The organism is Mesorhizobium sp. M0408, assembly GCF_040321495.1.
In the GTDB taxonomy this organism is placed as follows: Bacteria; Pseudomonadota; Alphaproteobacteria; order Rhizobiales; family Rhizobiaceae; genus Mesorhizobium.
Map to the genome: position 1 here is coordinate 150,069 of NZ_JAMYRO010000001.1, position 20,080 is coordinate 170,148.

At 63.3% G+C, this 20,080-nt stretch carries 23 protein-coding genes; 12 read left to right on the forward strand and 11 right to left on the reverse strand.

Annotated features, from left to right (window positions below; translation table 11 throughout):
• Positions 1-7: 7 nt before the first annotated feature.
• Together NKI67_RS00770 and NKI67_RS00775 are read left to right on the forward strand one after the other, a co-directional pair.
• Positions 8-751 (forward strand): ABC transporter ATP-binding protein, encoded by a 744-nt coding sequence (locus NKI67_RS00770; protein WP_352568182.1) that lies wholly within the window; start codon positions 8-10, stop codon positions 749-751.
• 37 nt (positions 752-788) lie between these two features.
• On the forward strand, positions 789-1,967 hold the full coding sequence (locus NKI67_RS00775) for an ABC transporter permease (protein ID WP_352568181.1): 1,179 nt from the start codon (positions 789-791) through the stop codon (positions 1,965-1,967).
• A 147-nt stretch (positions 1,968-2,114) separates the two neighbouring features.
• On the opposite strand, the gene NKI67_RS00780 is transcribed toward NKI67_RS00775, so the two are convergent.
• The 5 genes from NKI67_RS00780 to NKI67_RS00800 all read right to left on the reverse strand — a co-directional run bounded on the left by NKI67_RS00780 (position 2,115) and on the right by NKI67_RS00800 (position 5,524).
• Complete coding sequence (locus tag NKI67_RS00780; protein WP_352469481.1) at positions 2,115-2,588, reverse strand: DUF992 domain-containing protein; 474 nt, start codon at positions 2,586-2,588, stop codon at positions 2,115-2,117.
• A gap of 136 nt (positions 2,589-2,724) precedes the next feature.
• Entirely contained in the window at positions 2,725-3,570 is an 846-nt protein-coding gene (locus NKI67_RS00785; RefSeq protein WP_352469482.1) for a tetratricopeptide repeat protein, read from the reverse strand.
• Positions 3,571-3,731: 161 nt separating this feature from the next.
• Positions 3,732-4,004: a 30S ribosomal protein S21 gene (rpsU, locus tag NKI67_RS00790; protein ID WP_023675331.1), complete on the reverse strand. Its 273-nt coding sequence runs from the start codon at positions 4,002-4,004 to the stop codon at positions 3,732-3,734.
• Positions 4,005-4,268: 264 nt separating this feature from the next.
• Positions 4,269-4,655, reverse strand: coding sequence for an SET domain-containing protein (locus tag NKI67_RS00795; protein WP_352454023.1), 387 nt, complete (start codon positions 4,653-4,655; stop codon positions 4,269-4,271).
• Between the two features lie 110 nt (positions 4,656-4,765).
• Positions 4,766-5,524, reverse strand: coding sequence for an SDR family oxidoreductase (locus NKI67_RS00800; RefSeq protein WP_352644249.1), 759 nt, complete (start codon positions 5,522-5,524; stop codon positions 4,766-4,768).
• Between the two features lie 196 nt (positions 5,525-5,720).
• Between NKI67_RS00800 and NKI67_RS00805 the strand changes: the two genes are divergently transcribed.
• The gene (locus tag NKI67_RS00805) at positions 5,721-6,461 is read left to right on the forward strand and encodes a hypothetical protein (protein WP_352644111.1); all 741 of its coding nucleotides are present in this window, start codon (positions 5,721-5,723) and stop codon (positions 6,459-6,461) included.
• 48 nt (positions 6,462-6,509) lie between these two features.
• Here NKI67_RS00805 and NKI67_RS00810 read toward each other — a convergent pair whose 3' ends face one another.
• Positions 6,510-6,884 (reverse strand): YrdB family protein, encoded by a 375-nt coding sequence (locus tag NKI67_RS00810; protein WP_352568179.1) that lies wholly within the window; start codon positions 6,882-6,884, stop codon positions 6,510-6,512.
• 200 nt (positions 6,885-7,084) lie between these two features.
• Between NKI67_RS00810 and NKI67_RS00815 the strand changes: the two genes are divergently transcribed.
• The 6 genes from NKI67_RS00815 to NKI67_RS00840 are packed head-to-tail and all read left to right on the forward strand — an operon-like array spanning position 7,085 to position 12,904.
• The gene (locus NKI67_RS00815) at positions 7,085-8,338 is read left to right on the forward strand and encodes a sarcosine oxidase subunit beta (protein ID WP_352644112.1); all 1,254 of its coding nucleotides are present in this window, start codon (positions 7,085-7,087) and stop codon (positions 8,336-8,338) included.
• The gene (locus NKI67_RS00820; protein ID WP_352644113.1) at positions 8,338-8,760 is read left to right on the forward strand and encodes a hypothetical protein; all 423 of its coding nucleotides are present in this window, start codon (positions 8,338-8,340) and stop codon (positions 8,758-8,760) included. The genes NKI67_RS00815 and NKI67_RS00820 overlap by 1 nt, the downstream gene beginning before the upstream one ends.
• Positions 8,761-8,768: 8 nt before the next feature.
• Complete coding sequence (locus NKI67_RS00825; RefSeq protein ID WP_352644114.1) at positions 8,769-9,065, forward strand: sarcosine oxidase subunit delta; 297 nt, start codon at positions 8,769-8,771, stop codon at positions 9,063-9,065.
• Positions 9,062-12,055, forward strand: a complete 2,994-nt coding sequence (locus tag NKI67_RS00830) for a sarcosine oxidase subunit alpha (protein WP_352644115.1) — start codon at positions 9,062-9,064, stop codon at positions 12,053-12,055. Before NKI67_RS00825 ends, NKI67_RS00830 begins: the two co-directional genes overlap by 4 nt.
• Positions 12,048-12,626 (forward strand): sarcosine oxidase subunit gamma, encoded by a 579-nt coding sequence (locus NKI67_RS00835; protein ID WP_023675340.1) that lies wholly within the window; start codon positions 12,048-12,050, stop codon positions 12,624-12,626. Before NKI67_RS00830 ends, NKI67_RS00835 begins: the two co-directional genes overlap by 8 nt.
• A 53-nt stretch (positions 12,627-12,679) precedes the next feature.
• A complete protein-coding gene (locus NKI67_RS00840; RefSeq protein ID WP_023675341.1) occupies positions 12,680-12,904 on the forward strand; it encodes a hypothetical protein in 225 nt (74 codons plus the stop codon).
• Between the two features lie 103 nt (positions 12,905-13,007).
• On the opposite strand, the gene NKI67_RS00845 is transcribed toward NKI67_RS00840, so the two are convergent.
• Both NKI67_RS00845 and NKI67_RS00850 read right to left on the reverse strand, forming a co-directional pair.
• Positions 13,008-13,247, reverse strand: coding sequence for a DUF680 domain-containing protein (locus tag NKI67_RS00845; RefSeq protein ID WP_352588218.1), 240 nt, complete (start codon positions 13,245-13,247; stop codon positions 13,008-13,010).
• Positions 13,248-13,424: 177 nt separating this feature from the next.
• Positions 13,425-14,066 carry a TetR/AcrR family transcriptional regulator gene (locus NKI67_RS00850; RefSeq protein ID WP_352644116.1) on the reverse strand — a complete coding sequence of 214 codons (642 nt, stop codon included), beginning with the start codon at positions 14,064-14,066 and terminating at the stop codon, positions 13,425-13,427.
• 83 nt (positions 14,067-14,149) lie between these two features.
• Here NKI67_RS00850 and NKI67_RS00855 point away from each other — a divergent pair, with 83 nt between their 5' ends.
• Positions 14,150-14,770 carry a hypothetical protein gene (locus tag NKI67_RS00855; protein WP_352644117.1) on the forward strand — a complete coding sequence of 207 codons (621 nt, stop codon included), beginning with the start codon at positions 14,150-14,152 and terminating at the stop codon, positions 14,768-14,770.
• A gap of 41 nt (positions 14,771-14,811) precedes the next feature.
• Here NKI67_RS00855 and NKI67_RS00860 read toward each other — a convergent pair whose 3' ends face one another.
• The 3 genes from NKI67_RS00860 to NKI67_RS00870 all read right to left on the reverse strand — a co-directional run bounded on the left by NKI67_RS00860 (position 14,812) and on the right by NKI67_RS00870 (position 17,495).
• Entirely contained in the window at positions 14,812-15,306 is a 495-nt protein-coding gene (locus tag NKI67_RS00860; RefSeq protein ID WP_031211357.1) for a MaoC family dehydratase, read from the reverse strand.
• A 39-nt stretch (positions 15,307-15,345) separates the two neighbouring features.
• Positions 15,346-16,161, reverse strand: coding sequence for an SDR family oxidoreductase (locus NKI67_RS00865; protein ID WP_352644118.1), 816 nt, complete (start codon positions 16,159-16,161; stop codon positions 15,346-15,348).
• 506 nt (positions 16,162-16,667) lie between these two features.
• Positions 16,668-17,495, reverse strand: a complete 828-nt coding sequence (locus tag NKI67_RS00870) for a MurR/RpiR family transcriptional regulator (RefSeq protein WP_023675348.1) — start codon at positions 17,493-17,495, stop codon at positions 16,668-16,670.
• Positions 17,496-17,640: 145 nt separating this feature from the next.
• Here NKI67_RS00870 and NKI67_RS00875 point away from each other — a divergent pair, with 145 nt between their 5' ends.
• A complete protein-coding gene (locus NKI67_RS00875; protein WP_352448256.1) occupies positions 17,641-18,465 on the forward strand; it encodes an N-formylglutamate amidohydrolase in 825 nt (274 codons plus the stop codon).
• A gap of 22 nt (positions 18,466-18,487) precedes the next feature.
• A complete protein-coding gene (locus NKI67_RS00880; RefSeq protein WP_352568173.1) occupies positions 18,488-20,050 on the forward strand; it encodes an amino acid permease in 1,563 nt (520 codons plus the stop codon).
• Positions 20,051-20,080: the final 30 nt, after the last annotated feature.

Below are 20,080 nucleotides of genomic sequence, written 5' to 3' on the forward strand. Positions count from 1 at the left end.
GGTATTCATGGCTCTGATTGACGTCGACCGGCTGCGCCATTGCTACCGTGTTGGCGGAGAGCCGGTGTGGGCGCTCGAAGGGGTGAGCATGACGATTCAACGAGGCGAATTCGTCGCGGTGATCGGATCTTCAGGATCGGGCAAGTCTACCTTCATGAACATACTGGGCTGCCTCGACAGTCCGAGTGAAGGCCGCTATCGGCTGAACGGGGTAAACGTCGGTGGACTCCATCACGATGAACTCGCTGCGATCCGCAATAGGAACATCGGTTTCGTGTTTCAGTCGTTCAATCTGCTGCCGCGGGCCAGCGCACTAGAAAATGTGGAACTGCCGCTTGTCTATCGCCGCATGTGGGCTGGTGAGCGGCGGCGCGCAGCGCTGGCGATGCTGGCCAAGGTAGGGCTCGCCGATCGGGCCAGACATACTCCTGCCGAACTCTCGGGCGGACAACAGCAGCGCGTTGCCATTGCCCGCGCCCTGGTGACGGAGCCTTTACTTTTACTGGCCGATGAACCCACTGGTGCGCTCGACAGCCAGACAGGGCTGGAGATCATGGCAATTTTCCGCCGACTCAATGGAGAGGGCCTGACCATTGTGCTGGTCACCCATGAGGCTGAGATAGCTGCCCATACGGATCGCATTGTAGCCTTTCGAGACGGCCGCGTTCTGTCAGACACCCCTGTCATACAGCAGGTCCGACCTTTGGATGACACTCGCCGTCTAGCGCTGGCGTACAACAATGTCCGGTAGCACAAGAACCGCCCTGCGATCATTACGCTCCCATCATATGCGCAGCGCGCTCACCATGTTGGGCATCATCATCGGTGTGGCCGCTGTCGTGGTGATGATCGCGATCGGGGTTGGTGCGCGCGAACGGATCACTGCGCAGATCCGCAGCCTCGGCGCCAACCTCATCAGCGTCAGTCCGGGCAGTGCGAAGATGGGCAGCGTCCGCCTTGGGGCCGGTGGCGCGCCGCGGCTGAGTGAAGAGGACGCGGCGGCGATCGGAATGGAAATCCCCGGCGTCGTGGTGGCGGCGCCACTCCTCTACGCCCGCGAGCAGTTCACGATCGGCTCCGCCAATTGGCAAGGCGTGCTTCGCGGCGTGACGCCGGAATATTTCTCAGCGCGCGAGTGGAGGGTTGTTGCCGGGCAGGAGATGACCCCGGAGGACAACAACCGCGTCGCCAACGTGGTGCTCCTCGGAACGACGATGCGGGAGAAGTTGTTCGGAAAAGCCGATCCGCTGGGCGCCGCGATCCGCATCCGCGACGTGCCGTTCACGGTGATCGGACTGCTGGAGCGGAAGGGCCAGAGCGTGTGGGGCGATGATCAGGACGATGTGGCACTTGTGCCGCTGAGGACGGCGCGACGTCAGTTCATTGGCACGAGCCGTGCCAATCCGACCTTCGTACACAACATCACCGTCAAGTTCGCCGATTGGACCTCGGCCGAGGGCACGATGGCAGCGATCCGCCAACTCCTGTGGCAGCGTCACCGGTTGCGGACAGGTCAGGAAGACAGCTTCATGGTGAGCAACCTCGCCGAAGCTGCGAATGCCGAAGGTTCGACCACACGCGTGGTGTCGCTGCTGCTTTCGGCGGTGGCCTCAATTTCGCTGGTCGTGGGCGGGATCGGCATCATGAACATCATGCTGGCGACGGTGACGGAGCGGGTCCGCGAGATCGGACTGCGGCTTGCGGTGGGCGCGCGACGGCGAGATATCCTTGCCCAGTTTCTCGTTGAGGCAGCAACGCTTGCCCTGCTCGGGGGTATTCTAGGTGCTGGTATTGGGATTGTTGCTGCAATCGCCGTTGGGTCTATCGCTCAATGGCCGGTGATCATCGATCTCAGCGCCGTCCTGCTGGCTATCGGCTTTGCCGCGGCTGTAGGCGTCTTTTTCGGCTACTATCCCGCCCGCAAGGCCGCAAGCCTACAGCCGATCGAAGCGCTGCGCGCAGAATGAGTTTGGCGCCACCGCGCGATCATCGGTCAATTTCGAAGCCGCAAGGCGCCCAATCAAAAGGCTGCCACGCGCCGGCGACTACGCGGCGCGGAACCGTCCTATCCCGGCGCATGATGAAAGGCCACGGGCCGTATTTGCCACAGGCCGCTATTTGAACGAATGGATCAGGTCCAGCGAAGTGACGGCGACCGCCAGGTTGACGCCGGTCTGTGCCTGGACACTGAGCGGCTGCAGCGAAAAGGCGCTGTCGAGGCCGCCGACCAGGAGATTGGCGCCGCCACCGGTGACCACGCTGGCCTCGGCGTTCACGCCATAATAGCTGCCGGCAAGGTCGCCTTCATCGTGGTTGCGGGTCGCCGCCAGGACCGCCCATACCAGCTGGCCCTGATGCGTCCGGCCGACATCGACGCCGAGCTTGGAAATCACCCCGGTATAGACTTCGGAGGGGCCGCCACGATGCGGACGAAAGACACAGGAAACACCCTTGTTGGAGGTGACGAGATAGGCCGTGCCGCCGTCGATGGTGCAGTCGAGCACGCCGAGCTGGAGTTTGCTGGCGCTGGCGGGAGCGGCAACGACGGTCGTGGCGAGAACAGCGGCACAAGCGAGTTTCTTGATCATGGCAGGGTCCTTTCGAAATTGCCTTGTACAAACGGCTGAGCACGCCGAGCGTTCCGCCGAAAACTTGGCGCCAGCAAGGCGAAGCTAAACGCAGGGTTGTCGGAGTGCGGAAACGGAGGCCCGATTAACCGGCCGCTCAGCCGGCACTGGTGCGGGCCAGGCCGTCCTTGGCCGGCTGGTAGGTCGGATTGAGGTGCACGGCCTCGCGGTAGGATTTCGCGGCCCTGACCTTGTCGCCGCGCCGCTCGTAGATCAACGCCTGGTTGGACCAGGCCTCGGCATTCTTGCCGTCGAGCTTGATCGCCATGTTGAAGTCGGCGAAGGCATTGTCCTCGTCGTTCATGGCAAGGTAGGAGAGGCCGCGTCCATTGTAGGGCTCGGAGGCGTCCGGCGCCAACGAAATGGCGGTCGAGAAATCCTCGATGGCAAAGGCGTGCTGGCCCTGGCTCTGGTAGATCAGGCCGCGATTGTGATAGGCGCGCGCATCGGTCGTGTCGAGCTGGATGGCTTTCTGGAAATCGTTGAAGGCTTCCTGGACCCGGCCCGCCCTGCGGTAGAGATTGCCGCGGCCGATATAGGCGGCGTCATAGTTGGAATTGATCTGGATCGAGCGATTGTAGTCGGCGAGCGCGCTCGCCTGATCGCCGAGGAAGCGCTGGATGAGCGCACGGTTCGAATAGGCCTGGTAAAAATTCGGATTGAGCTGGATGGCGGTGTTGAAGTCCTTCAGCGCCGCCTGGTACTGGCCGCCGCGGCCATAGGCCGAGCCGCGCACATTGTAGGCTTCCGGATCCTGGGGGTTGCGCTGGATCACCGCCGACAGCGAGGAGATGTTCTCGCTCGAGCCTTGCGCCTTGTCGATGTTGTTGAACTCGCCGGTCGGAACGCTCTGGCAGCTGGCAAGCGCCATCCCGGAAAGCAGGGCTGCCGTCAGGGCGAGGCCGCGCCACGCGGTTCTGCGCTCTACGGTGATTGCGTCCATGTCTGCCCTGTCCTTACTGCGCCGTCTGGTCCGTTCCCCCTCCGAACCGGCATCTCTCCCAACCGGTCCTCTCGGACCGGGTCGAACTCACAACAAAAAGGTGGCGGCGATTCCGCATCGCGCCACCTTGGATATCCTTGGAAAAGGACGAAAAATTGACGTCAGAACCGCGGCGGACGCGGAGCACCGGCACCGGCAGCACCGGCCGCGACCGGACGCGGGGTCATCGGCAGCAGGCCTTCGCGCTGGGCGCGCTTGCGGGCCAGCTTGCGGGCACGGCGCACGGCTTCCGCCTTTTCACGGGCGCGCTTCTCGGAGGGCTTTTCGTAATGTCCGCGCATCTTCATTTCGCGGAAGATGCCTTCGCGCTGCATCTTTTTCTTGAGCGCGCGAAGCGCCTGATCAACATTGTTGTCGCGGACGAGTACCTGCACGTGCAATCCTGTCTTTCGGGTTTGAAATCAACAGGCAAGCGGCTACAGCCGCAAGCCTCCGCGGCGCGTTACACCACGAATTGGGGCGGCTGATAGCAGAATCAAGGGGCTCTGTCCACAGCCGATTGAGAGGCGGTGCCGATCCCGAAACGAACAACCCGCCTCAGGGCCGTCCTTGGTGTGAATCAGCACCATATCGAGATTAGTAGCATAGCTGCCGGCACAAAGCAAGAACAAAATTCGCCTTGGGCCAGATAGGCGCCGCTACGCCGTGGCCAGGTGGAGCTGCTCGAAACCCTCGAAGAACTCGCCGTAGTCGCAGGTTATTTCCTCGCCGGCGGCGATGTCTCGAGTCGCGGTGGCCCCGCCATATTGCGAAAAGTCGGTGTTCGGCTTGTCGGCGTGGTTCATGAAGCGGCCATTGTCGACCTCATAGACCATGAAGCCCGGCCGGTCCGGACTGGGATAGGCATATCTGTCGAGCAATTCCTTGAGGTGCGGCGGCGCCGTCTCGTATCTTTCCATCGGGATCAGCCGGTCGAAGTCCGGATCGAGCCGCCAGATCTGCGCCCCTTTCCGGATCGGCTCGGCGGCGAACACGCCGACGCCTTCGATTGCGCTTGCAGCGATATAGGTCCTGATCAGCAGCATGTTTCCAACCCGTTTTCGAGGAGAAGACGGAATCGTCAAATCGCCGGGAAAAGCAAGACCGGTTTTTCCGGTATTGCGGCTGGCGGGCCGACGCCGACCGCGAAAACGCTTCACGTGCGGGTGATCGAGACACCGCCGTCGGCGAACAGTGCCGTGCCGGTGGTGAAGCTCGATGCATCGGAAGCCAGGTAAAGCGCCGAGCGGGCGATCTCCTCTGGCTCGGCGACGCGCTTCAAGGCATGCAGGTTTTCGACGAAGGCTCGCGATTCCGGTGTCTTGAACGTTGCCGAAGGCGTGTCGGTGCCGCCGGGCAGCAGCGCGTTGACCCGAACGCCCTTGGCGCCATATTCGGCGGCTAGAACCTGCGTCAGTCCGATCAACCCGGCCTTGCTGGCGGCATAGCTGGTCATGCCGGGCATGCCGACGGTGTGGCCGACGAAAGTGCAGGTGAAGATCAGCGATCCGCCGCCGCGTTCGACCATCGCCGGCACCTGATATTTCGCGCCAAGGAATGCGCTGGTCAGGTTGGTATCCAACGTTTCTCGCCAGCCCTCCAGCGAGAGGTCGGAAATCGGACCCATCTCGCCGACCGAACCGGCATTGTTGAAGGCGATATCCAGCCCGCCGAAGTTCTCGACCGCCACCTCGACAAGGGCTTTTGCATGGGCTTCGTCGCGAACATCGCCGGCAAGCGCAACGGCCGTACCGCCGGCGTCCGCGATTTCGGCTACGAGCGCATCGAGTTCGGCCTGGCGGCGGGCCGCGACGACCACCCTGGCGCCTTGCTCGGCAAAGAGCTTTGCCGTGGCGCGGCCGATGCCGGAACTGGCGCCGGTGACGATGGCGACTTTGTTGGCAAGTGTGAACATTTTCTGCATTCTTTTTTCGCGCCGGCTCCGGCCGGCAATTGGATGCTTGGTCGCAAATCGGGGCGGTGCGGACCACCCGATACTTGCGCAGGCATCTGCGAAGATTTCTTGACGCCGGAGGGGCAGAGGGCTACCAAGTCACCATTCAACCTTGCGGGTGGACGCGCCACCCATTCCAATGACCCCCCAAGACATAATGATCAAGTTGTTGGCCCCCGGCTTCGAGGGCGACAGCGAGTTGACGATCGCCCTTCAATCGGAATTTGGCAAAGGCTTTCCCCTTGAAAACCTCCGGCCGCTGCTGACGTCCGGCAACCTTCATACACAGGCCGCTGCCGCGTACTTGGTGGCCGAAGCCAATTCCAAAATGAGTTACAAGATGAATTGCGTCGTCGCGGAGATCGCCGATCTGCTCGACAGTGAATCTTCGGGTATCCGGTTCGACGCGATCGAGGCGCTTCTGGGATGCACGACGCCGGCCGATGGAGCCGTTCTCGGTCGCCTCATGCTGCGGCTGGATGACGAACATGCCGGTGTGCGGTGGAGGGTCGTCCAGTTCATCTGCCTTGCGGAGCGCTGGCAGCTAAGGCTTGCGGTGGAAAATGCCGCTACCCTGCGTCCGGACTCGGCTTTCAAGACACTGGTCAATGCTTATGGTCAATATAACATGCCGAGCGCCAAGGACCTGCCACGGTTGCTCGCGCATCCGGATGCCGTGTTGAGGCGCTTTGCTGCGGCAGTGGCTATTAGGCCGCGCCAGGTGATCGTCGAGCGCTTCGTGGCCATGGTGGAGCAGTCAGACGATGCGGAAATTCGTAAAATCGCCGCCGATTGCCGTGAGGGTTATTTGCGGCCGATCTATGCAATCGGGCCGTGCATCCTGAAGCGTGCTCCGGCTGACCCCTCAAAAGGCGAAGCTCAGAAGAGCGACCAGTGAAAGCACGGCGCAAAACGGCAAGCGCCGTCGCAAACAGGGGCAAGGCGACTATCGCCTAAGCAGCCAGCCGAGCCGATCGAGCGAAAATGCGTAGCTGACAGCGATCAGCAGGGCGACGGCAATGCCGGCTGTCGTGTAACCGGCCAGGTGGAATCCGGCAGCGCCGCCGAACAGGATGACGAGTTCGAGCACCAGCCGCAAACCGCCCGGCACCGGAACCGGCGCCCGCCCCGAGCGGCTCGGATCGTTCGGCACCGCGAAGATTCCCCAGAGCGCGGCGGCAACGAACGGCAATGCCACGGCAAGGATCCAGCGCCACATGCCCGCTGAGAGGCTCCAGCCCGCCATGCCGAGGCCGAGCAAAGCGGCGAGCTCCAGCAAGAAGCGCAATGTCAGATTCCACCAGACGTTACCCACCGCCATAATCCTCCGATCGTCAGGCGACGGATAGCGGTGGAAGGCAATTGCATCAACCTGCCCGGATGCGGCTTTTTCACCACGGCGCAAAACGGCAAGCGCCGTCGCAAACAGTGCAAGGCTGGCAGCACGGTTTCGCTAGTGATACAAGCTCGCGCGCCGGGGTTGGCTGATCTGCCCGGCCGCCATTTGCGAGGCCTGCAACGTTGAAGAAATACTCGGTATTCGCCATCGCCCGCGAGGCCATGCGCGGCCATAAGGGTTGGGAGGAACAGTGGTCCTCGCCGGAGCCGAAGAAGGAGTACGACGTCATCATCGTCGGCGCCGGCGGCCACGGCCTGGCCACCGCCTATTATCTCGCCACCGTGCACGGCATCACCAATGTTGCGGTATTGGAAAAAGGCTGGCTCGGCGGCGGCAATACCGGGCGCAACACCACCATCATCCGCTCGAACTATCTCTACGACGAGAGCGCCGGCATCTACGACCATGCGCTGAAGCTGTGGGACGGGCTCAGCCAGGAGCTCAACTACAACGTCATGTATTCGCCGCGCGGCGTCATGATGCTCGCCCACAACATCCACGACATCCAGGTGCTGAAACGCCACGTCCATGCCAACCGGCTGAACGGCATCGACAATGAATGGCTGACGCCGGAGCAGGCCAAGGAATTCTGCCCGCCGCTCAACATTTCGCCCGGTGCGCGCTATCCGGTGATGGGCGCCTCCCTGCAGCGCCGCGGCGGCACGGCGCGTCACGATGCGGTTGCCTGGGGCTATGCGCGCGGCGCTTCGGCGCGTGGCGTCCACATCATCCAGAATTGCGAGGTCACCGGCGTCAAGCGGGCGCCGAACGGCGCGGTCACCGGCGTCGAGACGACGTGCGGCTTCATCGGCGCCAGGAAGGTCGGCGTGGTTGCCGCCGGGCACTCATCGGTGATCATGAACATGGCCGGCGTGCGCATGCCGCTGGAAAGCTATCCGCTGCAGGCGCTGGTGTCGGAGCCGGTCAAGCCGGTGGTGCCTTGCGTGGTGATGTCGAACACCGTGCATGCCTATATCTCGCAGTCCGACAAGGGCGAGCTCGTCATCGGCGCCGGCACCGACCAGTATGTCTCCTATTCGCAGACCGGCGGGCTGCACATTTTGCAGCATACGCTGGACGCCATCTGCGAGATGTTCCCGATCTTCACGCGCATGAAGATGCTGCGCTCATGGGGCGGCATCGTCGATGTGACGCCGGACCGTTCGCCGATCCTGGCCAAGACGCCGGTGCCCGGCCTCTATGTCAATTGCGGCTGGGGCACAGGCGGCTTCAAGGCGACGCCGGGTTCGGGCCATGTCTTTGCCCATACGATCGCCAGGGACGATCCGCACCCGATCAACGCGCCCTTCACCATAGAGCGCTTCCGCACCGGCCGCCTCATCGACGAGGCGGCGGCGGCGGCGGTGGCGCACTGATGATGACCGAGATGGCCGTCGCCATGCCGCTGATGCTCGCCGGCGAGCAAGGCCTGTTCCATATCCCCACGCCAGAGGAGGTGCGCCTGCAGCCCATCAGCCGCGTCGGCGATGAAGCGGATTGGCCGTTTTCCGTCGACGAGGGTGTACTCGCCTGCGCGTGGAGCGCCGGTCAGAGAGTGGTCACCTTTATGGAGAACCGGCCAGCCGATCTCGAGGAAGGCGAAAAATTCGAGCGGCGCCACGTCATCGTGACGACCGAACCGATGACGCTTTCGGTCGGCAATATGGCGTATCGCGACCTTTTTCGCCCGATAGCCAGCATCGAGGAGCGCATCCGGCTGGTCGCCCCCTTCGTGACGATGGGCCAGAGGCTTTGCGACCAACCTGCCGGCGCTCGCGTCGGCCACGGCGAACTGTAGGACCAACCATGCTTCTCATCCGCTGCCCCTATTGCGAGGAAGAGCGTCCGGAGCTCGAATTCCGCAACGCCGGCGAGGCGCATATCGCGCGTTCCCCAAACATCGCCGGCGAGACTGACGATGACTTCGAAAAGTTCTTCTTCATCCGCTCAAATCCCAAAGGCATCATCTATGAGCGCTGGCGGCACATGCATGGCTGCGCGCGGTTCTTCAATGCCGTGCGCGACACCGTCAGCGACAGGTTCCTGATGACCTACAAGGCTGGCGAACCGAAGCCCACCAAGCTGCCGGGAGCCGCCAAATGAGCGCCACGTTCCGCATTGCCGGCGCCGGGCGGCTCAAACAGGCAAAGATAGCTGGCTTCAGCTTCGACGGCCGCCCCTATACCGGCATCGAGGGCGATACGTTGGCCTCGGCGCTGCTTGCAAACGGCGTCCATCTCGTCGGCCGCTCGTTCAAGTACCACCGGCCGCGCGGTTTTCTGTCGGCTGGCGCCGAAGAGCCGAACGCGCTGGTCGAGATCAAGCGCGACGCGGCACGCAAGACGCCGAACGTGCGTGCCACGGTGCAGGAACTCTATGACGGATTGACCGCACAGTCGCAGAACCGCTGGCCGTCGCTCGCTTTCGACATCGGTGCCGTCAGCAGTATTGCCTCACCGATGCTTTCGGCCGGCTTCTACTACAAGACCTTCATGTGGCCGAAGGCCGCGTGGAAAAACCTCTACGAGCCTAAGATCCGCGCCGCCGCCGGTCTCGGCGTCGCTCCTGACCAGCCGGATCCCGACCACTATTCGGCGCGCTTCGCCCATTGCGAGGTGCTGGTACTTGGCGGCGGTGCCGCGGGCATCGCCGCGGCATTGGCCGCGGCCGAGACCGGCGCGCGCGTTATCCTTGCCGACGAGCAGGCAGAATTCGGCGGCAGTCTGCGCTTCGAGAGCGGCGCGAAGATCGAAGGCCAGGACGGCTTTTCCTGGGCGCAATCGGCTCTCGCCAAGTTGAGCGCGATGGACAATGTCCGCGTGCTGCCGCGTACCACGGCCTTCGGCTATTACGCGCAGAATTTCGTCGGGCTGGTCGAGCGCGTCAGCGACCATCTGCAGAACCCCGGCCGCGACCTGCCGCGCGAGCGGCTGTGGCAGGTTCGCGCCAAACGCGTGGTGCTGGCGACCGGCGCCATCGAGCGCCACATGGTGTTTGCCGACAACGACCGGCCGGGCATCATGCTGGCGTCGGCGGCGCGCACCTATCTCAACCATTACGGCGTCGCCGTCGGCAGGAATATCGGCGTCTATACGGCGAACGATTCCGCCTATGCGGCGGCGATCGACCTGAAAAAGGCCGGCATCAACGTGGCGGCGATTGTCGACCTGCGCGACAACCCGACCGGGCCGGCGATCGACGAGGCGAGGGCGCTCGGCATCGAGGTCAATTTCGGCCGCGCGGTGATCCGCGCCGGCGGCAAATTGCGGGTGTCGTCGATGACCGTACAGCCGAAGAATGGCGGCGGCGAACGCACCATGCCGGTTGACGCAATCCTGATGTCGGCCGGCTGGACGCCATCGGTGCATCTGTTCTCGCAATCGCGCGGCAAGGTCGCCTTCAATGACGAGACCAAGCGCTTCGTGCCCGGAATTTATGCGCAGGACTGCGTATCGGTCGGCGCCTGCAACGGCACCGACGGGCTGTCGGCGACGATCGACGAGGCCTACGCGGCCGGCGCCAAGGCGGCCAAGGACGCCGGCAGCAGGCCGGCCAAGGGCACCAAGCCGAAGGTCGACGCCGGCGAGAGCTGGTCGCGCGGCATGCTGGGTGCAGCACCCGGTGCCGGAGCGGATACGACGGTCAAGGCCTTTGTCGACTTCCAGAACGACGTCACCGCTAAGGACATCCGCCAGGCAGTGCATGAGGGCATGCGCTCGATCGAGCACGTCAAGCGCTTCACCACCAATGGCATGGCGACCGACCAGGGCAAGACCTCCAACATGCACGGCCTGGCGATTGCCGCCGAGACGTTGGGCAAGCCGATCCCGCAGGTCGGGCTGACGACGTTCCGCGCGCCCTATACGCCGGTGACATTCGGCTCGATCGTCGGGCACGCGCGGGGTCCGCTGTTCGACCCGACCCGCAAGACGGCGATCCATCCCTGGGCAGAGCGCCAGGGCGCGGTGTTCGAGGATGTCGGTCAGTGGAAGCGCGCCTGGTATTTCCCGAAGCCGGGCGAGGACATACATGCCGCCGTCGACCGCGAATGCGTCACGGTGCGCAAGACAGCCGGCCTGTTTGACGCCTCGACGCTGGGCAAGATCGAGGTGGTCGGGCCGGATGCGGCCAAATTCATGGAACTGCTCTACACCAATCCATGGGAGAAGCTCGAGCCCGGCCGCTGCCGTTACGGCATCATGCTGCGCGAGGACGGCTTCATCTATGACGACGGTGTCGTCGGCAGGCTTGCACCCGACCGTTTCCATGTGACGACGACGACCGGCGGCGCGCCGCGCGTCATGAACCATATGGAAGACTATCTCCAGACCGAGTTCCCGCATCTCAACGTCTGGCTGACCTCGATCACCGAGCAATGGGCGGTGATTGCCGTGCAGGGACCGAAGTCTCGCGACATCATTGCGCCGCTGGTCGAGGGCATCGACATGTCGGATGAGGCGCTGCCGCATATGTCGGTGCGCGAAGGCCGGATCTGCGGCGTGCCGACCAGGCTGTTTCGCATGTCGTTCAGCGGTGAGCGCGGCTTCGAGGTCAACGTGCCGGCCGATTACGGCGAGGCAGTCTGGGAAGCGCTATGGGCCGAGGGCCAGAAGCATGGCGCCTGTGCTTACGGCACCGAGTCCATGCATGTGCTGCGCGCTGAAAAGGGCTACATCATCGTCGGCCAGGATACCGACGGCACGGTGACGCCGGACGACGCCGGGCTCGACTGGGCGGTCGGCAAGAAGAAGACCGACTTCGTCGGCATTCGCGGCATGGCGCGGCCGGATCTGGTCGCCAAGGGCCGCAAGCAGCTTGTCGGCCTGAAGACCAGGGATCCCAAGGTGGTGCTGGAGGAGGGCGCGCAGATCGTCGCGGACCCGAAGCAGGCAATCCCGATGAAGATGATTGGCCATGTCACCTCGAGCTATTGGTCGCAAAATTGCGGCCGCTCGATCGCGCTGGGGCTGGTCGCCGGCGGCCGCGATCGCACGGGCGAGACGCTCTATGTGCCGATGCCGAACGGGGTGATCGAGGTGGAGGTCACCGGCATGGTGTTCTTCGACGAGAAGGGGGAGCGCCTCAATGGCTAAGGCCGCTTTGAAAACCGACGCCGCCGGACCCTCAGTCGAACGCCGTCCGGCTCTCGCCGGCCAGTCGCTTTCCGCCGCCGGCGTTACACTTGCCGTGCTGCCGCCGGCCGAGCGCATATCGCTGCGCGCGCCGGAAGCCTCGATTGCGGCACTTTCGAAAGCGCTCGGCGTCGTTCTGCCGCAAAGGCCGAAAACCTCGGCGGCAAAGGCCGGACGCACGGCCTTGTGGCTCGGGCCGGACGAATGGCTGGTCATCGACGAGAGCGGAAAAGATCCGCTCGCCGACTGCGCAAGCATTTCCGTACTGCATTCGGCGGTCGGCATCTCGCACCGCAACGTCGCCATATCGGTTACCGGTCCGGCTGCCGCGGCGACGATCAATGCCGGCTGCCCGCAGGATCTGTCGCTCGACGCCTTTCCGGTCGGGGCGGCGTCGCGTACCATTCTCGGCAAGGTCGAAATCGTGCTGTTGCGCACGGCGGCCGACGCGTTCCGCGTCGAATGCTGGCGTTCCTTTTCCGATTATGTCTTTACTTTTCTGTCGGAGGCAGCGCGCGACGCGGCAGCATAGGCATGTTCGCCGCGCCCGACCGTTCTGCGACAGCGAGCCGAGGGAGAATGCAAATGCCGCCGAACTCCGCGCCGAAGTCGCCGGTCAAGACGCCGGCCGTGCGCTCTTTCGAAGACGAGCAGCGCACTGGGACGGATATCGAAGAGGAACTCGAGGAAGGCCTCGAGGATACATTCCCGGCCAGCGATCCGGTGTCGATCACCGGAACGGCCATTCCCGGCGCACCGGCAAGACCCGGCAAGCCCAAAAGCGTGGTGGGACAGAAGCGCAAGAAGTGATCTGCGCGGGGTGACAAAAAGCAGGGCTGAGGCCGGCACGATGGGCGGCCGGAAATTGCTGCCGCCCTTTCGTTTCCTCACCGCGTATTGTCGCCCGATCGGCTCAGAAGCTGCTTGGCACGATCCACGGGTCGATGCCGATGCCGAGCCTCGGGCCCTTGCTGCCGGCCTTGTGGGCCGCGGCATCGGCCTTTTCAAGCGATCCGGTTGGCGCGCAATCAAGCTTAGCACCGGTTTTGGTGTCGACGCAGGCCGCTTCTTGCTTGGCTGGCTGACTGCTGCCGGCAAATGCGGCGCCAGAGAGCGCCAGCAGGGCGGCGAGCGTGAGGATTGCCTTCTTCATCGTCGGTCTCCGGTTCAGCTATTGAATTTCTCGTACATGTACGGCATTGCGCACAGATACGCCCTGGCCTCCCGGTGTTCAAGCAAAATCGTACGCGTACGGAGAATTGCCGAACGCTCGGCGCCGCAGCGCAGATCGGTCGGAGAAGATCCTGCAGATCGGGAGGAGCGCCGCTCTTCAGCAGTTGACCGGCGGCGTGAGCGGCGCAATCTCGTGCGCGGCGATGGCTTCGAGCATGATGTCGCCGATCCGTGTGATGAACGTCGTCTGGTCGCCGAACGGGTAGAACGGGAAGGTGATCAGCAGCGAGATGGCGCCGTGGCCGACCGCCCACAGCATGGCGGCGATGGCGCGTGGATCGCCTTTGAGCCTGCCGGCGGCAACGCAGGCTTCGACCCTCGCGATCAGCACTTTCATCGCCGGGTTGCCGCTCTCCATTTCGGCGAAGGTCTTTCCGGCTGGCGGCCTGACTTTTTCGGTCATGAAGACGGTGCGGTATTCGTTGGGATTTTCCAGCCCAAAGGCGGCGTATTCGACAAGCACCGCCTTGAGCGCCTCGATCGGGTCGTCGGCCGTATGATTTGCGATGCGCCTGGCCAGGGTCTCGAAGGCATCCTCGGCCAGCGCGAACAGGATGTCCTGCTTGTCGGCGAAATAGGAATAGACCGACATCGGCGCATAGCCAACGCGCTTGGCGAGCTTGCGGATGGTGAGGCCGTCATAGCCTTCTTCCTGGACAAGCTTGTGCGCGGCGTCGACAAGTTCGGAACGCAGTTCGGCCTTTTGTTTTTCGCGGCGCTCCTGGACGCTTAGCTGCAACTTTCTACTGCCTTATGACTGATGGCTGGATGCAGCATATATACGCTGTACGGCGTCGGGCAAGGGTGGCACGAAGCAGAAGCTTGACTGTCGCATGGCTGGCGATCGCGCTCGGCTTCGCCATGGAAGCTCTCATTCTGACCGTCAGATTTGCGGCAGGTGCCTACCCGGCGACGACGCAGGTTCTGATCGAACTGGCGCAAGGCGTGACCTGGTCGTTCTTCGTCTGCGCCGGCGTCAGCCTCGGCACGGCGCTCACCAAGGTGCGAGCCTCGCTCGGTGGCCTGATCGGTGCGATTTCGGCGCCACTGGCGATGGGCATCGCCAAAGGGACGCAAAAGGTTATGGTCAGCGCGCTGGACGCGGCGGCAAAGCCGGCCATCCTGTCGCTCACGACGCTCGGTGTGCTGCGGGCGATCGAATACGGGCTGCTCGGCTGGGCACTGGCGTCGTTGGCATCGAAGGAAGAACCGCGTCCGCTCCATTTCGCGCTGGCAGGCGCCCTGATAGGCGCGGTATTCGGCGGCGGCATCACGGTGCTGACCATCGAGACGGCCGCGGCGAACGACGCTGCTCTCGCAATGCCACAGGCGATCGCAACCGGCCTCAACGAGATCGTGTTCCCAATCGGTTGTTCACTGGTCGTCTACATTGCGCTGCAGGTCAGCCGTCACATGAAGTACGTCGCGGCCGAAGCTAAATAGATTTGGCACAGATAGATTTGGGCTTCTCCGCCCGACGAGAGTCAGACCGCTTCCGGCTGGCGTTCGATCAGCGTCAGCGTCAGCCAGCGCGCGGTCAGCGCCGGTTTTTTCGAGCCCTCGATCTCGATCGTCACGTCGTGCGCCGTTTGCACCCACCCCGACGGCCTGACCTTGACGTCGGCCAGCACGAAACGGGTGCGGATGCGCGAGCCGGTCTTCACCGGCGCCAGGAAGCGCAGCGAATCGAAGCCGTGATTGACGCCCATCTTGCTGTTTTCCAGCGGCGGCATGGTTTCGAAGGTCATCGCCGACAACAGCGAAAGCGACAGGAAGCCATGCGCGATGGTGCCGCCGAACGGCGTTTCGCGGCTGGCGCGTTCCGGATCGCAATGGATGAACTGATGGTCGTCGGTGGCATCGGCGAACTGGTCGATCATGCGCTGGGTGACGACCCGCCATGGCGACACACCGACTTCCTTGCCGACGTTGGCCAGAAGCACATCGAGACTGATCGGTTCCACGCTGATGTCCTCCATCTTCACCCCCGGCATTTCACTCGCCGGATGGCGTGCGTCTCATTCCTTGAACAATGTCAGCCCGTGTTGCACCGACTGCCCGCCATCGATCGGCAGGATGGCGCCGGTGACATAGCTGCCGGCCCGGCTGCACAAATAGAGCGTTGCGCCGGCAATGTCATCCGGTGCGCCGATGCGGCCGATCGGAACGTGGTTGCCGATATGTCTTGCCTGGTCCTCGGTGCCGGTGGCGAAGGCCGTCATCCGGCTCTGGAAAGGGCCAGGCGCAAAGGCGTTGACGGTGATGCGGCGGGCGGTGAACTCGATTGCCAGGATGCGCGTCAGGTGGTGAACCGCGGCCTTCGAGGCCGAGTAGGAGTAGGCATCTTCGGCTAAAGGCTGCGTGCCCATCACCGATCCGAGGTTGATCACCCGGGCCGGGTCGGCGTCGCTGGCCGCGGCCTCGAGCAGAGGCAGCAATTCGCGCGTCAGGTGGAAGACCGAGGTGACGTTGACGCCGAACACCTTGGCCCAGGCATGGTAGGGAAAGCTTTCCAGCGGCGCGCCCCAGGAGATGCCGGCATTGTTGACCAGGATATGCAGCCGCTCGGTCCGCGCCCTGACCTCGGCCACAAGCGCCGCAATGCCGGCCTCGCTGGAGACGTCGCCGGCAAAACCTTCCGCCCGGCCGGATGCGCCAAGGCCGTTCAACTCGCCCGCTACCCTGACGCAATCCTCGCTCTTGCGCGAGGCGATCATCACCGCGGCGCCGGCCATGACCAGAGCGGTCGCCGCCATGCGGCCGATGCCGGTCGCGGCGCCGGTGACCAGCGCCGTCTTGCCGGCGACTGAGAACAGCTCGTCCAGATAGCTCATCGAATTCCTCCGTGCAGTTCACCGCGCTTTGGTTCAGGAAGCGGCTTCGCGTCGACAAGGCTAGCCGAACTTCGATCATGCTTGCCATGGGTAAAGTAGCTGGGGTGGGGCACGCTTTAGCGGCTGAATGGTTAAGCCCGAAATGCAAGGTGGTCATTCGGCCGTGACATGGGTCGGATGAATGATGCGGCCGTGCCCGTTAGCGAGCACCTTGGTAAGCTGTTCATTTCGCGCGTGAACCAGTCGTCGTTACTCCTCCGCCCCAGCCGCAGGCGGGTCTTGAGGAGTTGGGAGGTGGCCGAGCAGTGGGGCGGGACTGACATTCGTATTCGTGGACGGGGACTATGCTTTCGGGGGGAAAGCCATGGGTAAGAAACAACGCACCGTCCTGCTGGCAGCGGTTTTTGCGACTGTCTTTGGCGTCTTTTTGCTGATCCTGATCCTGCAGATGATCAGTTTTTTAGAGGACTAGACCGAAGCGAAACGCGTCCCTTTCCGGAGGGGCTCTACCGCAGGCTTTCCAGCTCGCGGATGCGTTTGGCGCCGTCGGCCTCGAGCTGCCTTGTGACGGCGCCGATCAGCGCTTCGGCAACGACGAAAAGGGCGGCGGATGAGTCCCAGGCCGAAGGCACGGCGGTGCGCCCGGCGATGACGTGGCGGGCGAAGCGGGCGATCGGCGACAGCCACTGGTCGGTAAACAGCACGATCTGCACGCCACGCTGGTTGGCCGTCTCGGCAAAGCGGACCAGGCTGTCCTGGTAGCGCCTGATGTCGAAGATCACCAGCACGTCGCGCTTACCCATGTCGATCAGTCGGTCGCGCCAGACGCTTTCCTGCCCGCCGAGGTGAAAAACGTTGGGCTGGATGATGGCGAGGTGGGCGGCCATGTAGCGCGCCAGCGGGTCGGTGAAGCGGCCACCGATCAGGAATGTCTTGCCGCGCCGGTCGGCAAGCTTGGCGACGATGTCGGCAAGCTGTTTGTCCGAGAGATGCCGGAAGGTCTCGCGCATGTTGTCGAGGGTCGCCTCCAGCATCGGCGACACGGCGCTGCTGCCCGGCGATGGCGGATTGAGCGTGCGCGAGGCCGGCGACTGCAATTGCGCCGCCAGCTCGTCTTGCAGCGTCGACTGGAATTCCGGATAGTTCTGGAAGCCGAGCCGGGCGACGAAACGCAGGATCGTGGGCGATGATACGCCGGCCGTAGCCGAGAATTCGGCGACCGTCTTCAGCCCGATCAGCGGATAGCTGGCGATCAGCGCTTGCGCTGCGCGCCGCTCGCCTGCCGGCATGGTGCCGATGCGGTCGGAGATCAGTTCGGCAATGCTGGAAACCATGTTTTTCCCCACCCTGGCCGTGCCGTTAGCGCATTATCGAAATCGCGTTTGACAAAGCCGGCCAAACTGTATGAAATCATCCGCAGGGACGCAATGAGGCAAAATACGTAACATACGATACAGCGCTCCCCGGGGACAGCAGACAATGGAGACAGCACGGCCCGCCAGCCTTGCATCGCCTGAAACCGTAAGGGTGACGAACCCCGGCGGATCGAGCCCCTTCGTGCTGACCTGCGACCACGCCTCCAATTTCCTGCCACCGGAATTCGGAACGCTCGGCCTTGCCGCCGAGGATCTTTCCCGCCACATCGCCTGGGATCCCGGCGCCTTGCCGGTGGCGCGCCGCATGGCCGAGGCGCTCGATGCGACGCTGGTCGAGACCTGCATCTCGCGGCTCATCATCGACTGCAACCGCCCGCTCGACGCGCCGGACCTGATAGTGACGGTCAGCGCCAGCGAAAAAACCGTGGTCCCGGCCAACCAGGGACTTTCGGCCGACCAGCGGGAGGCGCGCATCGCGCTGGCGTGGCGACCGTTTCACGAGCGGATCGCAACGGTCATCGACGAGCGCCTGGCGGCCGGGCGGGAGACCAGGCTGGTCTCGATCCATTCCTTCACGCCGCTCTACAAAGGCAAAAGCCGGCCCTGGCACATCGGCATCATCCACGACGAGGATCGCCGGCTGGCGGCGCCGCTGATCGCGACACTGAAGCGGCTTGCCGGCGTCAGCGTCGGCGTCAACGAACCCTATTCGCCGGCCGACCGGGTCTATTTCACGCTGGAACGCCATGCGCGCTCGCGCGGGCTGCCCTGCGCAATGATTGAAATCCGCAACGACGAGATCGCCGGCGCGGCCGGGCAGCGGAAATGGGCGGATCTGCTCACCGGTATTTTTCTCAATCTGGAGCCCGAAGCGGCCAAGGCCTCCAGACCAAGCGCAGTCGGAAAGTCAGTTCAATCGGCCAGCTAAGAAACCAAAAGGGGACTTTAAAATGGTAGCACCGGGTTACAGCGAAGTTGACAAGAAGGAGGACCTGAAAGTTCTCCACGGAATGGGCTATGCTCAGGAACTGTCGCGAAGCATGAGCCGCTTCTCGAATTTCGCGATCTCGTTCTCGATCATCTGCATCCTCTCAGGCGGCATCAATTCCTTCGCGCAAGCGACGTCGTCCATCGGTGGCGCCGGCGCTGGCATCGGCTGGATCGTCGGGTGCATGGTTTCGGGATTTTTCGCGCTCGCCATGGCCCAGATCGCCTCTGCATTTCCGACCGCCGGCGGCCTCTATCACTGGGCATCCATCCTAGGGAACCGTTTCACTGGCTGGCTCACCGCATGGCTCAATCTGCTCGGCCTGATCACCGTGCTCGGCGCCATCAACATCGGTACTGCTTTCTTCTTCGTCGGCACTTTCGGCGGAGCCTTCGGCATGACCGGCACGCCTGGTGAGATCGTCGGGTTTGTCGCGTTCATCACCGTGTTGCAGGCGCTGCTCAATCATTTCGGCATCAAATTGACGGCTATGTTGACGGACGCCTCCGGCTTCCTGATCCTGGCAACGACAGCCGTGCTGATCGTCGCCTGCCTGATGTTTGCTCCAGCGATCGACATTACGCGGCTGTGGACGTTCACGAACTATTCGGGCGACGCGGGCGGCGGTGTTTTCCCGCAGTCCGATTCCATGACGTATCTCTTCCTGCTCTGCCTGCTACTGCCGGTTTACACCATCACTGGCTATGACGCGTCGGCGCATACTTCGGAAGAAACGTTGAGGGCGGCGCACTCGGTTCCGCGGGCAATCGTTTCGTCCGTAGTCTGGTCGTCGCTGATCGGCTGGGTGATGCTGTGCGCGATCGTACTGGCGATTCCGGATCTGGCGGCCGGCGCCAAGCAGGGCTGGAGCGTGTTCTTCGCCACGATGGACGCGATCTTGCCGGCGTGGCTGAAGACACTGCTCTATCTGGGCATCCTGATCGCGCAGTTCCTCTGCGGTCTGGCAACGGTCACCTCTGCCTCGCGCATGCTTTTCGCCTTCTCGCGTGACGGCGGCATGCCGGTCGGCTCGGCCTCGCTAGCCAAGGTCAGCCCGACCTGGCGCACGCCGGTCAATGCGATTTGGACGGCTGCTGTGCTCGAGGTCATCTATGTCTTTCTTGCCCAGTTCATCTCGGTCGGCGGCACGAACATCTATACCATCGTCGTCAATTCGACATTGGTGTTCCTGTTTCTGTCCTTCATCATTCCGATCGTGCTCGGCATGATGGCTTTCGGAACGGAAAAATGGCCGAACCCCGGCCCATGGAACCTCGGCGCCGGCCTGTTCAAGCTGTTTTGCATCCTGTCGGTCATCGGCATGGCGATCATCTTCTACATCGCCATCCAGCCGCCGAACGACAAAGTGCTCTATATCACCCTGGGCTTCATTGTGCTGACCGCGGTGCTTTGGTTCGGTTTCGAGAACCGCCGCTTCCAGGGTCCGCCCATCGGCGACCAGATCGCAAAGCGCCAGGCGGCAATCAAGGCAGCCGAGGTAGCCATAGGCGAAGCCGGCGCCTGACGCCCTCTCATGACCATGGCCGGCATTCGC